The sequence below is a fragment of the Marinobacter gelidimuriae genome (assembly GCF_000372805.1).
Classification (GTDB): domain Bacteria; phylum Pseudomonadota; class Gammaproteobacteria; order Pseudomonadales; family Oleiphilaceae; genus Marinobacter; species Marinobacter gelidimuriae.
Genome location: NZ_KB889828.1, coordinates 137,219 through 151,504, shown reverse-complemented (window position 1 = coordinate 151,504; position 14,286 = coordinate 137,219). Strand labels below are relative to the sequence as shown.

Here is a 14,286-nt window from a genome sequence, read left to right as displayed (position 1 = left end):
CGGCATGACCGTGCCGCGCAGCCGGTTTCCGGATCCAGAGCAGGATCTTCCTGCAGACCAGGACAGCGGTCAGATAGTACTTGCGGGTGGCTGCTTCTGGTGCGTGGAGGCGGTAATTATTGGCATGAACGGCGTGCACTCGGTTGAATCCGGCTACGCTGGCGGATCTGCTGGCAGCGCTAACTATCATGCTGTATGCACCGGTACCACTGGCCACGCCGAAGTAATCAAGGTTGAATACGATCCGACTCAGGTGTCGTTGGGCAGCTTGCTGAAAGTATTCTTTTCGGTGGCTCACGACCCCACCCAGCGCAACCGCCAGGGTAACGATATTGGCACCCAGTACCGTTCGGCCATTTTTTATCAGTCGGCACAGCAACGCCAAGTCGCGCAAGCTTATATCGAACAGTTGAACCAGGCAGGCGTGTTCCACTCGGCGGTTGTGACTGAACTGGAGCCGCTGGAAACTTTCTACGTAGCAGAAGCAGATCACCAGAACTTCGCCGCTCGCAACCCGGGTCAGCCCTATATCATGGCGGTTGCTGCACCCAAAGTGCAGAAATTGGTTGACCAATATAGCGATCGGCTAAAGCCGGGCGTAGCGTCTACATCTACCGACGACCACTCGAATAAAGCGTAAGGAGCACTATTTTGGTCGAATCTGCAGCAGGATACGATTTGACGCCGCTAACAGCGGAACAGATTGAAGAGAAAGCCGTTGGCCTGAGCGCCGACGAGCGTCGGATATTGTTAGACCATGGCACCGAACCTCCGTTTTGCGGCACGCTGCTGGACAACAAAAAGCAGGGTGTTTACGAATGCCGGTTGTGTGACTTGCCGTTGTTTAACTCTAACGCCAAGTTTGATTCGGGTACCGGCTGGCCCAGCTTTTTTCAGCCCTTCGATCCGCAACACATTCATTATATTGAAGATGATGCACTGGGCATGCGTCGCACAGAAGTGCGCTGCCCGCGCTGTGACAGCCATCTGGGTCACGTTTTCCCAGACGGCCCGGCGCCCACCGGTCAGCGCTACTGCCTGAACTCGGTGGCCTTGGTGTTCAAGGAAAACGCCGGCGATTAGCCGGTGGCGGGTATCATGGTGGTTAACAGGTAGCCGGTGTACGACACGTAGACCAGCATCAGAATACCACCGTCTAACCGACTGATGATGCGGCTGCGGCCCCGTCTACAAACTTGTCGGCGCTCCACACCAGAAGAATCAAGCCGGCAATTATTGCACCTATCGCCAGTAACATGCGTGCTACCTCTTTACCAAGCCGGGGGGTGTGAGACTAAAGTTGCGGTGATGTTGTCTGGCAAAGGCGGGAAAATCAAGTACAACGGAGACAGGCTCCCGGGGCCAGGCGAGTCTTTACGTGACGAGCAGCCGTTGCCTATTACAATTTAATAGTGCGCCGAAAGCCGGGATAATCGTCACATCGCATTCAGGAAACAGTTGCCAGCATTATTATCTCCATCTGGCTGGTTTCCGACAGGCTCTTTTGCTGATCGTGAAAGAGCACACAAGCTCAATGCTCGCTAGGGTGAAAAACCAATGGCCGTAAGACAGGCAGACGCAGTGCTGGTCGGTGGGGGCGTGATGAGCGCTACCCTCGGCATGATACTGAAGCAGCTAGACCCAACCATGGACATCGTTCTGGTGGAGCGTCTGGACCATATTGCCCGATCCGAAAAAATTCATAAACCGTACCCCGCACCAGAGCTTTGTCTGGGGCGGAAAAGACGTTGCCTTCCTTAAACGCCGCTTCGAACGCCTTAGGCAGCGTTAACAAATAAGGTGTGCAATATTTTGTAATCGGATATTCTCTGATGCATGGTAACTAATTTACACATTGGTCAACGCTGGGAAGTCATGCGCGATGCGCTTGACGAGCGCCAGCGAAGGTTGTTGGTCGCGGTAGAGGCTAAGGTGTTGGGGCGCGGAGGTGTGTCTGCCGTGGCTGCGGCTACGGGCATTTCGCGCACCACCATCATGGCCGGAATCAGTGAGATCGAGGCCATAAAATCGACTGATCGCACGGGAGATCGGGCGGCCCTGTGGACAACGAACACACGTCAAGCGGGTGCGGGGCGTAAGAAGATAGAGACCAAGGATGTCACCTTGCTGCCTGACCTATTGGCGTTGGTGGATTCAACTACCCGCGGTGACCCGGAATCGCCGCTACGCTGGACTTGCAAGAGTTTGCGTAATTTGGCCGATGAGCTCAAGGCAAAAGGCCACACGGTGAGCCACGTCGTGGTGGGCAAGCTCCTGAAAAAGCAGGACTACAGCCTGCAGACCAATGTCAAGGTGCTTGAAGGCAATCAAAGTCCGGACCGTAACGCTCAGTTCGAGCATATCAACGCCTCGGTGACGGCGGCTCTGCAGGCCAATCAACCCGTGATTTCGGTGGACACGAAGAAGAAGGAATGGGTGGGCGCCTACAAGAACGCAGGCCAGGAGTGGCTACCCGGCGGCGAGCCTGTCAAGGTCAAGGTTCACGACTTCATCGACAAGGAGCTCGGGCGTGCCAATCCGTATGGGGTTTACGACATCGGAGCTGATGAGGCTTGGGTGAGCGTTGGCACAGACTATGACACCTCGGCCTTCGCCGTGCAAACCATCCGGCGTTGGTGGTTTAGCATGGGGGTCCAGCGCTACCCGCAGGCAAAACAATGGGTCATTACTGCCGATGGTGGAGGCAGTAACGGGCATCGTGTGCGCCTGTGGAAACTAGAGTTGAGTCACCTTGCTCAAGAGACCGGTCTGGACATTCAAGTCCATCACTTTCCACCAGGCACCCGCAAATGGAACAAGATCGAGCACCGCCTGTTCTCGTTCATCACCATGAACTGGCGTGGGCGTCCGCTGATCAGTCATGAGGTCATCGTCAACCTTATCGCCAGCACCAAGACACGCAGTGGCTTGACGGTACGGGCCGAACTCGATACTGCTGAATATCCCAAGGGGTTGACCCTCTCTGATGCAGACTTATCCGCCATCAACATCGAACGTAGCGAGTTTCACGGCGACTGGAATTATTGCATTCGCCCTGAATGACTTGTTCAGTTTATTTATTAACAAGCGCTTACTGAAAGCCTGGGCGGTGACGACCCGGGTTTCAAAGACGGAGCCATTGAGGGTCTGAAAGAAGGCATCCAGTTCGGTTTGCAGGGCGCTTTTGGGCTGATTCAGCAGAAACAGGATCAGATTGCGGAAGGTCAGATGGCGTTGGCGGGTAACGTGTTTTGGGTGGGTTCGATGCTGGGCAATAAACTCGGGGCAGCTCAGTAAACTGGTTATTTTATGTACAATTTTCGGCCAGCCGGCTTTGATGTCGATGTTCAAAATGTGATGGAGCTGGCGAAAGCTCAGAAGGACTATCGCTGATGCCCCATATTCAGATTGGAACGATTGAGCTGCTGCTCAATCGAAAGCCAATAAAAAATCTACACATCAGTGTGCTGCCGCCAGATGGTCGGGTACGAGTGTCGGCGCCCGAAAAAATGACCGATACGGCTATTCGCATGGCGGTTATCAGCCGTATTCCCTGGATAAAAAAACAGCAAAGCGACTTTGCCAAACAGCCCAGGCAGTCTGACCGGGAAATGCGGAATGGAGAGAGCCATTACTTGTGGGGGCGGCACCATCGCTTAAGCGTAGTGGAACGGGCAGGGCGCCACGAGGTCAAGGTGGGGCGGGGCAAAATTGATCTCTATGTGAGTGCAGGCACATCCATCGAAAATAAAGATTTGCTGCTCTCGCAATATTACCGCAGCGCACTGAAGTCACGCGTCAGCGAGCTTTTGCCCTATTGGGAAAAAGAAATCAGTGTTACAGCCAATAGCTGGGGCGTAAAGAAAATGAAAACCAAGTGGGGTAGCTGCAACACGGAAGCAAGGCGTATTTGGCTGAATCTGGAGCTCGCGAAAAAGCCCCCTGAATGTCTTGAATACATACTGGTGCATGAACTGGTTCACTTGCTGGAGCGCAGACACAACGAGCGATTTAAGGCGTACATGGACAAACACCTGCCGGACTGGCGAGAGCGCAGAAGCCTGCTGAATAAGATGCCGTTGGCGCACAATAATTGGATTTATTGATTTTTAAGGAATGCCCATCTGCCTTTATCTTAGGCATTTAGCATGAGCATCTGCAGTAGAATATTGTGCCCAAACCATCGTGTGCTCAAGTTGGTGCAAGGGTCATGATCATCGCATCAGGGAAAAGCAGTTTATAATTTTGGGCACTCCACGGGCACCGTTTGGGCACAGCCAATAAAAAAGGCCCTACGCTTTCACGTAAGGCCTTGAAAAATATGGCGCGCCCGACAGGATTCGAACCTGTGACCACTGCCTTCGGAGGGCATTATAGCCATATTTCAAGAGAAACAAACAGGAACAAAACGAATATAATATATTATTAAAATCAAATAGTTGATCGACTATCTGAGGTTGCTGCTTGTTTCCCGCTATACCTTGTTTTATCCTCCATCTGTCACCTAGTTGTCACCTAGAGAGCAGGGCGAGATATGGCAAGTACCACCAAGATGAAGCTGACCGCCAGGGCGCTTGAGCAACTGGCCAAGACACCACCAGAAAGTGATGTGTGGGATACCGACCTGGCCGGCTATCACGTTCGCGCTGGGCAGCGTGGCCTTACCTTCCGGCTCTACTATCGAACTAAGACCGGCCAGCGTCGAATGATGACTCTTGGGGCGTACGGCACCTTAACCGCTGCACAGGCCAGAAGTAATGCCACCGAAGCACTGGCTGTAGTGGCTCAAGGTGGCGATCCACGAGCAGTGCTGGAAGAAGCCCGAGCGGAAGCCCAGCGCCAGCATGCGCGGACATTACGCGCCTACTTGGATGGCCCATATACGGTGGTGCAAGGTCGCAAGAAGGATGGCCACTCTGCGCTATTGCGGATTCGCCGCGCCTTTGCTGACTGGCTTGATAGGCCTATGGGTGAGTTGTCCCATGCTGATATTGAGCGTTGGCAGGGTGAGCGAGAAGCCAAGGGTGAAGCCTTCACTACCAGCAAGCGAAGCCTGGGGGCACTCAAAACGCTTCTCGCGCATGCGGCTGAGCGTAAAGTGATACCAAATAATCCGCTGGCGGGAATTAACTTACAGCGTCCCGCCACAACGGAAGAGGAGATGGCCGAGCAGGCGTCTCAGCGACGGTACCTGGAAGCGGAAGAAGTTGGGGCGCTATTCAGTGGGCTAGATGCCTACCAAGACCTTAAGCGTCAGGAGCGCCAACGGAGCAGGGTACGTGGCAAGGCGTACTTACCTGACCTTGATGATGTCACCTATGTGGATCATGTGAAGCCGTGGATATTAATCATGTATTACACCGGCTTTCGGCCTGGCGATCTGTTTGGTCTGCGCTGGGAGCACGTCAACCTTACCTTTGGCACCATTCGTAAAGTAATCGAGAAGACCGCGCACCATCATCCAGAGCCGATGATCTTTCCTATGTCCAGCGCTGTGGTCAGCGTGCTCAAGGTTTGGCGTCGCCAGCAAGGCAAACCCCAAACCGGCCTGGTATCCCCCTCGGTTCGTACTGGAAAGCGTATGGATCGGACGGCGATGCAAAAGCCATGGGCTAAGGTTCGAGAGTTAGCCGAGCTGCCAGGTAGTCTGGTGATGTACAGTCTGCGCCACAATTTCGCTAGCCAGCTGGTAATGGCAGGGGTGGACTTGTTGACGGTTGCCAAGCTGATGGCCCATAGCGATATTCAGACCACTATTCAGCATTACGCACACTTGCGACCTGACCACACCCGCGATGCCGTAGAAGCGTTTGCTCAGCAGGTGGCTGAGCCTGACACAAATGAGTTGGGTGATGAAAATGATGAAGAAGGAGCGGTGGATGCGCCGTTTCAGGTAGTTAGATAGAGGTGGCGCTGATAGCGCAAGCCTGACCAAGTTGGCGGGCCTAGGGTAGCTCCCGAACGTGCGGCAACTTCACCGCACTGGCCTGCCGCCTTTATATGGAGTGAGCGGAGGAAGTGGCTCAGATGTCGAAGAAGATAAACGATGTTTCGCAATTGCCTGAGTGGTTTGATATTGAACCATACACTCAGTGGCGGGATAAGGATCCTCATCGTGCTGTTTGTGCGATCTATGGTCGAATCTATACGTCGAATTTTATTAGGTCTATCCCTCACGATTACACTGGGCCGTTGTTGTACGATTCAACTATAAGCTCGATATTTAGTAGAATGGCAGATGCATCTAAAGCGCCCTTGGATTACGACGGTATGGGCATAGCGGGAGAGTTGTATGCTGCCGAGCAGCGCCACCGTCTTGGTGAGGATGAATTTGCTGAAATGGAAGCGGGGGATGATTCATCGGATGCATTTGTAGAGGCAAGAAAAGTAGTAAAAAGAATCGTAGGTGACAATTTCGGTGTTAGCCCCCACAGCAATGTCCGTTTCGTAACCATGTGGGATGCGATGGCTGCGATGAAGGAAAATTCTGCCCTCATTGAGCGTATTGAAAAAGCGGCGAGCTGTTTGTCAGAAGAGAGGGGTTGGGATATTGAAGATGTCAGGCATGTCATGTTTTCGCATGTTTCATTAGAAGATCTTAATGATTTCAGTTATGTAAATATAAATGGAACATCGACGATTGAAGTAAGAGTTGAAGGGATACGGCGCTATCTTTTGAAAAATTGCTCTAATAAATTTAATGTCTCCTGTGTGAAGCCGTCAGAAGTCAAAAAACTGTTTGAATATCGCGCAGCTGCCTATTTTGATCTAACGATCTGGGCGAGCCTGACCCGCTCAAAAATAACAGCAAAGTGCATGGCTAGCGCTCTTTTTCCTCACGATGATAAGTTCGGGGAGCTTGAAATGCGACCATCTCGCCCTGTCGGAAAATTTTTCAGGCGACTGGAGTCTGAGAAGGAGTACATGTTGAAGTTGATGAAAAAGGCAGAAGAGCTAGATTCACTGAACTTTTGATTTTTATTTTGATTTCTTTGGGTTCGTTTTTATGACGAGTAAAATGAATGCAGATCCGAAAAATCAGATTTGCATTCAAATAAATATTTACGAACCTGAATCTTAATAACCAGCAGGAACAAGGATCATCCAAGACATCCAACACAGATAGAGGATGTTTACGATGATCGTTAAGAAGTTCGACCCCACCACCACATTGTCCGATGCACTGGCCAAGTACCACGACGGATTCGATCCAGCACTGATTGAGCTGCCCGAGTCCGCCGTCTTCCCATACCTGATTGCTGTGCAACCCACCACTGCCCGAAAGGCACGCTGTACCGGAACCTTGCTAGGCAGGCCTGCCCCGCGCTTCGTTCGTCATGGACGTGCGATTCGTTATCGCCTGAAAGATGTACTCAACTGGCTGGTGGATGGCGAAAGCTATGCCAGCACGGCGGAAGCCTCTGAGACGATGCGCAAGCGACACATCAACGAGTCCCACCGATTGGAAGCTCAGGAGGGCCATCGCTATGTATGAGCTTGCTCACACCCGGGTAACTATTTGGCTTTGGCCGACTCGGCGGCCGACTAATTTCGAGCGTGGTCGAGAGAAGGAGGAGGTTGAATGAAAGGCATGAAAAAGCCCGCGACGATAGGGCGAGCTAATTCAGAACAGTTGAGCGGGCAGGCTCACAGGCACCGTAGCATTGAGGACGCTCTTTCTGAAGCGTTGACCATTCGTGGTGTCACTGATTTTTCTATCTGCAACGATGGTGAGATTCAGCGTCTTGACGCACCGGATAAAAAGCGCGGTAATTTGAATGTCTGGTACGTGGTGTTAAGCCATGAAGTTGCTGTATTCGGCTTTTGGCACACGGACGAAAAGTACATCATCACCTTGCGTAGTAAATACGATCCCGTTGCTGTTGAACGAGCTCGCCAGGCTGCAGGCAGGGCGGCACGTAAACGGCAGTGTCAGAAATCACACGACGAGTCCCAGGTTGCAGTTCATGCTCAGAAAATTTGGTATACGGCATCAGGGGCACTGGTCAATCATCCTTACTTGCTCTCCAAAGGTGTAGGTGCCCACAGGCTCAGGGAGTCAAACGGTGAGCTACTGGTCCCGATTTATGCCAACGGCAAGCTGGTTAATCTGCAGCGTATCAACCGCAACGGGAGCAAGCGCTTTCTGAAAGGTGGTCTCATCACTGGTGCGGCGGCGTTGGTGGGCAAAGTCGCAGGTGCTCAGACTGTCTACCTGTGCGAAGGCTGGGCGACAGCCGCTACTATTCATGAGGCCAGTGGCTTTCCTGTGGTAGCTGCGATGACCGCCGACAACATGGAGCCTGTTGCGAAGCGCATTCGAGTCGCCTTTCCCGCTGGTGTGGAGATTATTGTTGCTGCAGACAACGACCGGTATAAGCAACACAACAAAGGCTATGCCGAGGGGAAAAAGGCCGCTGACACCATTCTCGCTAAACTGACGTTGCCGATTTTTTCCTGCTCCGGTTGCCAATGCTCGGATTTCAACGATCTGGCCCAGTGCAAGGGGGCGAAATGAGCGTGGCAAAGCAATTACAGTCAGGCATAAGTGCCAAGAATCGCGATGAAGAAGCCATGGCGAGGGTCATGGAAGCGCTTGGTAAACTGGGTGATGACCCTGGCGCCATTTTTGAGCAAGGAATCCTCGAGATTATTTTTACTATTCGTCAGAAAAGTCCAGCCAACTGGCAACGCATCCGTGCCAGTGCAAAAAAGGCCAGGGTGTCGATTGCGGAATTGGATAAGCTGACTCAGCAGGATAAGGAAGAAGCTAATAATAGCTTCTTTCCTACTGTCGAGCCGTGGGACGAGCAGGTAGATGGCGCTGCACTGGTGCGCGAGTTATCGGACACTCTGCGCCAGTACGTGATCTGCGAACCGGTAGTGGCCGATGCAGCTGCTTTATGGATTGTGTTCACATGGTTCATAAATGAGGTTCACGTAGCTCCCATCGCCAACATTACCGCACCGTTGCCCAACTGCGGGAAGTCCACTCTGCTAGACTTTATGGAGCTCTTCGCCTTTCAGCCGCTCAAGTGCGATGGCATTAGCTCTTCCGCGCTTTTTCGCTCCATGGACAAGTGGCAACCGTCACTATTGATTGACGAAGTGGATACTTTTTTGCGCGATAATGAAGATGCTAGAGGCGTGCTCAACTCGGGGCATAAGCGAAACGGGTCCATCATCCGTGTGGTGGGAGAAAGCCATGAGCCTACGCGCTTTTCTACATGGGGTGCCAAAGCATTGTGCGGCATAGGGAGCATCGCCAGCACCCTAGAAAGCCGCTCAATTCGTTTTGAGCTTCGCCGCAAGCTGCCTAGTGAGTCTGTTGATAATATTCGCTTCATGGAGACTGGATTGGAGGTTCGCCTGAAAAGACAGCTATGCCGCCTGCACGATGATGTCGCAGATGAAGTAATAGTTGCTCGCCCTGACCCAGTGCTAGGACTCAACAATCGAGCTCAAGATAACTGGGAGCCGCTGCTACAGATTGCCGATACTATCGGCGGGGAGTGGCCGGAACGCGCCCGGGTCATCGCAATAATCATTACGCGTATGGATGAGGCGGAGCAGGCTCCAGATGTAGGCACGGAGCTGCTTAAGGACATCAAGGCGATATTCGAAAATAAGAACGCCGAGCGCATTTTTAGCGCCGAACTGGTGGATACGCTTTGTGCTGACGGTGAAGCGCTATGGAATACATGGAATCGCGGAAAGCCGATCACGGCCCGACAAGTATCCACTAAGTTGGCAGGCTTTAGCGTTAAGTCCAAAGATGTGCGGATTGGTACCACCGTGAGAAAGGGTTACATTAAGTCTGACTTTTTGGACGCCTTCAAGCGCTACCTCTCCGCTGGCACTTCTGACTCAAGCGCTACACCGCTACAGGCCGGTCGGCATGCGGGCTGCAGGGCTAGTCTGTCCGCTACAACTAGCGTGGTTGTAGCGGATGAAGGGCGTCCCAACGTCAGCAGTCGTGCGGGTTGTAGCGCTGTAGCGGATGGAAATGCCTATGCGTCAGCGAAGTATGGTTCGGACGGGTTCTGATGATCGCCTGTCCGCATACCACCTAAATGCCCGCATCATCCGGTTGAGCCTCTATTCAAGCAGGGGCTCGTCATTCTCATTGATGCTCCTGGGCTCCACCATTCTTAATTGCTTGCCTGTCGGCAACGATTTAATCATTTGCTGCTTGCTGGTGGGGATAGTTGCTGTGCTAAGCAAGTTTTATTTCTCCTGGTAAAGTATTGGAATGCAAAGGTGCGTGAATGGAAGTGCCCGAACTTGGTGTTTGAGCAGGAAGCAATAAAAGCTTAATTTTCATTATTTTAGCTCGTATTAGCTGACCATTAAAGATCACTAAACAGTATGTTAAAACGCGTAAGCGTTAGGCGGAGGGTAGGGAGTATATGATGGCGCTAGCTGATATACTTGTGCACGTATAGGCACTGAAAAATCCACGCTTGGGTAACATATGGCAACCGCAGAGCAAATCAAAGCATTGTTGAAAAGTCACGCTGATCGCGATGATCAGCGTTTCTATTCTATTGCTCTGCAAGTGGCGGCTAAGGAAGCCCGTAAGGGGCATCACAACGTTGCCACGGATCTCAAACTAGCGATTGAAAAGTCTCAAAAGTCTCTGCGGCCCGTCACTTCAACTAAACCAACACCTCTCACCCAGCCGCTAAAAGGCGAATTAAAAGGCTTACTCGAGTTAACCCCAACGGGTGTCCGAAAAAGTGAGTTGGTTCTATCTGATGAAGTGCGTGAGCGTCTAGAACATGTTCTACTTGAGCAGCGTCAAAAAGCAAAGTTGTCACAATTTGGGTTGTTGCCTAGGCGTAAACTGTTGTTTACCGGTCCTCCTGGCACAGGAAAGACCTTTTCGGCTGCGGTCTTAGCAGCTGAGCTTAAGCTGCCGCTATACACGGTTGTTCTCGACAGTTTAATAACACGATTTATGGGTGAAACTGCAGCCAAGCTGCGTTTAATTTTTGATCATATTCAGCAGACGCGAGCGGTATACCTTTTCGATGAGTTTGATGCCATAGGCACGCAACGTGGCGCAGCTAATGATGTCGGTGAGATTCGGCGAGTACTTAATTCTTTCCTTATGTTCGTTGAACAAGATCGCTCGGAAAGCCTCATCCTTGCAGCAACGAACCACCCAGAGCTTTTAGACAGGGCATTGTATCGTCGTTTTGATGACATCATTGAGTTCCAGAAACCTGGGCCGGAGCAGGTGAAGCAATTGATGAGCAATCGGCTTGTGGCTTTCGACACGTCGTCGTTGGACTGGGAGGTTTTGTTATTTGAATCAGAAGGACTCAGCGCGGCGGAGGCGACCCGCGCTTGCGAAGATGCTGCAAAGGAAGCAGTTTTGCATCACGATGCACAAATTAATACGGCGTTAATGAAGAAGGCCATTCAACGTCGCCAGGCAGGGAGGCGCTGAGATAAGGTATGGCGGAGCGAAAGTCGCATATTCTGTTAAATGGATTTGTCCAGAATGAGGAGTTTCGATCCAGAAATGGCGGTTCAGGCCCAGGAGTGCCACTAAGGAATCGCTTAGCCCACGGCGCCGCGTTGCAGAGTCAGTACGATGCTATCCTCCAAGAATTTAATGGCAGCCGCTCGAATGCGCCTGAGCCGATTACTGATGAAACTGGCATTTATGTTGAAATTATCGGGTTTCCTGGAATGCCTTTACCTCTTCAGAAACTCGACAATCAGGATTTCCGGTTAAGAGCTTGTCGGACTTTCGATCAGGTAGAAATTGCAACAGTGTTTATTCCTGAATCTCGGAGGCAAGCATTCCACAAAAAAATTTCCGAATACCTTACCCAAACAAGCAATGGTGGTCGTCCCCGCAATCAACCACTGATCGATAGCATTAGTGGTATTAAATTGGCTGATCTTCGAGCTTTCTGGACCGATGCTCCCAGTCGCTTTCCAGACGACGCTAACCGAGAAATCTGGTGGGAGCTGTGGTTGAAGGCCCCTCCTAATAGCATCAGCCCTTCGGTTGTCGTAGAGCGTTTGGTTGAGCGTATTGGTGGCACTCTGGGAAACACTTCGCTCACTTTTTTTGACAGCTATGTCGCTCTAGTCAAAGCGTCTTCAACACAACTCGCAGCCGCGCCAGAACTGATTGCCAATCTCGAAGAGCTCCGGCGCGCAAAAGACACTCCGAGCATCTTTATTTCTATGTCACCTAAAGCACAATTTGATTGGGTGCAAGATCTTACACACCGCATACAAGTGAAACCTGACGCAAATGTGTCAATTTTGGTTCTCGATGGCGGAGTGAATTTTAATCATCCAGTTCTTTCCCTCGTCACCAGTGATTCTGAGGCTGAGTGCTGGAATCCAAATTGGTCAAAATATGATGAGTATCAACAGAGAACCATTTTCAACGAGCATGGTTCATTGCAAGCTGGCCTGGCCATTTTCGGGGAATTGCAGCAAGTCATTTCAGAGCAAGGACCAATAGAACTATCTCACAGAATTGAGTCGGGGAGGATTCTTCCTCCACAGGGCGTAAATGATCTAGAGCTTTATGGTGCAATTACTGTTGGTACGATTTCAAAATTAGAGATCAATAATCCTGACCAGAGCAGAGTCTACTCGCTGGCGGTCACAGCCGAGCCAGATGCCGTGGGAGGGATGCCAAGCTCATGGTCTGCAGAAATTGATCAGTTTAGTTCTGGCACCGAAGATGGCCAAAAGAGGCTGTTTATAATTTCAGCCGGGAATGGTTTCGATTTGATGCCAGGAGCGGAATTTTGGGACCAAATCCAATTAGCGGAGATAGAAGATCCGGCCCAATCATGGAATGCATTGACTGTCGGAGCATATACAGAAAAAACCACGAATGACGATCCTTCGTTAGATGGCTGGTCGCCAATTGCAAGAGCTGGAGATCTTGCGCCTGCAACTAGAACATCTGTTAATTGGGGGTGGAAGAAACAGGCGCCTTATAAACCAGATGTCGTTGCTGAAGGTGGGAACCGGTTACTTTCACCTGACGGAAATTTTGTAACTGATGATGACGTAGTCTCTCTGCTAACAACGTCGGGAAGAACCACCGGGCCACTTTTTGAGACCTCCAGAGATACCAGTGCTGCGAGCGCTTTGGTCTCTCGGCAAGCAGCAATTTTGATGGTGGAGTATCCTGAGTACTGGCCAGAAACGATACGTGCTCTGATTGTCCATTCAGCCGAATGGACTGTCGTTATGAGGAAGCGTTTTAGCTTGTTTCGGCAACAACACTCGCCCTCGCGAGCAAAAGAGCTAATGCTTCGTTGTGCGGGTTACGGAGTCCCCGACCTCGAGAGGGCTCGCTATAGCGCAAATCATATTTTGACCTTGGTCACTCAAGAGAGCATGCAGCCATTCCTAAAGTCTGATGAAGCCCGCACATCTTCTGATCCAAAGCTTAATGAAATGCAGCTTTACACGCTTCCGTGGCCGTTGGAAGCGCTTAAGCTGCTGCCTTTAGAGCAGGAAGTTCGGCTGAAAGTGACGCTATCCTATTTTATCGAGCCGAATCCTGGGCGCCGAGGCTACCGGGATCGCTATCGGTATCAGTCCCATGGCCTGCGTTTTGATGTTATTCGCCCGGGAGAGACAGTAGATGTGTTCCGAGCATCGATCAACAAAATCGCTAACGACCAATTGGGAGATTATGATGGTCGGGAGGGTGATCCTGGAGGTTGGCAGTTAGGACCTTCATTGCGTACTCGCGGCTCTCTACATTCAGACACTTGGATAGGCACCGTGGCAGACCTACTCGATATGAATACTATTGCTGTTTACCCAGTCAGCGGTTGGTGGAAATATAGGTCAGCGCAGAATCGTTGGGAAAACTCTGTTCGATACAGTCTAATTGTGAGCATAGACGTACCCGATGAAGACGTTGATATCTATACGGAGGTCGAAAATCAGATTGTTACGCAGGTTGAAGTTGATGTTTGAGATCTGCATTGTTGAGATAATGCCCTTTTGCGACTCACAAGCGTCGGCATGCGCAGTTCTCAAATTAAGCTTGGCAGATTTTAAAAATCTGTGATCTTTCTGGTTGGCGAAGTAGATATTTCTCTACGGCGATAATGTCGCCACCGTATGTCATATAGCTGCAAGTCTGTAGTCTTACAGGTTGTAGCTGACGAGAATATCTGTGCGGCAGCAAAGTATGATTCGGAAGGGTGCTGATGGCTGTCCGTCCGCAGGTCACCTAAATACCCGCATCATCCGGTCGAGCCTCCGTCCAAGCAGGGGCTCGCC

General features: G+C 51.3%; 12 protein-coding genes and 2 pseudogenes. 12 read left to right on the top strand and 2 right to left on the bottom strand.

The window, feature by feature from the left end; genetic code table 11:
* The first annotated feature begins 4 nt into the window (after positions 1-4).
* A complete protein-coding gene (gene msrA / locus A3OI_RS0101920) occupies positions 5-640 on the top strand; it encodes a peptide-methionine (S)-S-oxide reductase MsrA (protein WP_018402665.1) in 636 nt (211 codons plus the stop codon).
* A gap of 11 nt (positions 641-651) precedes the next feature.
* Entirely contained in the window at positions 652-1,083 is a 432-nt protein-coding gene (msrB, locus tag A3OI_RS0101915; RefSeq protein ID WP_018402664.1) for a peptide-methionine (R)-S-oxide reductase MsrB, read from the top strand.
* Here msrB and A3OI_RS24195 read toward each other — a convergent pair.
* Entirely contained in the window at positions 1,080-1,211 is a 132-nt protein-coding gene (locus tag A3OI_RS24195; RefSeq protein WP_267283265.1) for a hypothetical protein, read from the bottom strand. The genes msrB and A3OI_RS24195 overlap by 4 nt on opposite strands.
* A 346-nt stretch (positions 1,212-1,557) precedes the next feature.
* Between A3OI_RS24195 and A3OI_RS24190 the strand changes: the two are divergent.
* Together A3OI_RS24190 and A3OI_RS0101900 are read left to right on the top strand one after the other, a co-directional pair.
* Positions 1,558-1,780 (top strand): annotated as a pseudogene (locus A3OI_RS24190) (malate:quinone oxidoreductase); the annotation flags it as partial.
* A 56-nt stretch (positions 1,781-1,836) separates the two neighbouring features.
* The gene (locus A3OI_RS0101900; protein WP_018402662.1) at positions 1,837-3,063 is read left to right on the top strand and encodes an ISAzo13 family transposase; all 1,227 of its coding nucleotides are present in this window, start codon (positions 1,837-1,839) and stop codon (positions 3,061-3,063) included.
* Positions 3,064-3,090: 27 nt separating this feature from the next.
* Here the strand turns inward: A3OI_RS0101900 and A3OI_RS21425 are convergent.
* Positions 3,091-3,339, bottom strand: a pseudogene (locus tag A3OI_RS21425) (IS4-like element ISHch2 family transposase); the annotation flags it as partial.
* A 53-nt stretch (positions 3,340-3,392) separates the two neighbouring features.
* Here A3OI_RS21425 and A3OI_RS0101885 point away from each other — a divergent pair.
* From A3OI_RS0101885 to A3OI_RS0101840, 8 genes are all read left to right on the top strand, one after another.
* The gene (locus A3OI_RS0101885; protein WP_018402660.1) at positions 3,393-4,106 is read left to right on the top strand and encodes a M48 family metallopeptidase; all 714 of its coding nucleotides are present in this window, start codon (positions 3,393-3,395) and stop codon (positions 4,104-4,106) included.
* A 428-nt stretch (positions 4,107-4,534) separates the two neighbouring features.
* Positions 4,535-5,905, top strand: a complete 1,371-nt coding sequence (locus A3OI_RS0101875) for a site-specific integrase (protein ID WP_018402659.1) — start codon at positions 4,535-4,537, stop codon at positions 5,903-5,905.
* A gap of 122 nt (positions 5,906-6,027) precedes the next feature.
* The gene (locus A3OI_RS0101870; protein ID WP_018402658.1) at positions 6,028-6,975 is read left to right on the top strand and encodes a DUF6387 family protein; all 948 of its coding nucleotides are present in this window, start codon (positions 6,028-6,030) and stop codon (positions 6,973-6,975) included.
* A 163-nt stretch (positions 6,976-7,138) separates the two neighbouring features.
* A complete protein-coding gene (locus A3OI_RS0101865; protein WP_018402657.1) occupies positions 7,139-7,495 on the top strand; it encodes a hypothetical protein in 357 nt (118 codons plus the stop codon).
* Between the two features lie 87 nt (positions 7,496-7,582).
* Positions 7,583-8,518 (top strand): toprim domain-containing protein, encoded by a 936-nt coding sequence (locus A3OI_RS19065; RefSeq protein WP_018402656.1) that lies wholly within the window; start codon positions 7,583-7,585, stop codon positions 8,516-8,518.
* The gene (locus A3OI_RS0101855; RefSeq protein WP_018402655.1) at positions 8,515-10,047 is read left to right on the top strand and encodes a DUF3631 domain-containing protein; all 1,533 of its coding nucleotides are present in this window, start codon (positions 8,515-8,517) and stop codon (positions 10,045-10,047) included. The genes A3OI_RS19065 and A3OI_RS0101855 overlap by 4 nt, the downstream gene beginning before the upstream one ends.
* 427 nt (positions 10,048-10,474) lie before the next feature.
* A complete protein-coding gene (locus A3OI_RS0101845; RefSeq protein WP_018402653.1) occupies positions 10,475-11,455 on the top strand; it encodes an AAA family ATPase in 981 nt (326 codons plus the stop codon).
* Between the two features lie 8 nt (positions 11,456-11,463).
* Positions 11,464-13,977, top strand: a complete 2,514-nt coding sequence (locus A3OI_RS0101840; protein WP_018402652.1) for a S8 family peptidase — start codon at positions 11,464-11,466, stop codon at positions 13,975-13,977.
* The last annotated feature ends 309 nt before the right edge of the window (positions 13,978-14,286 follow it).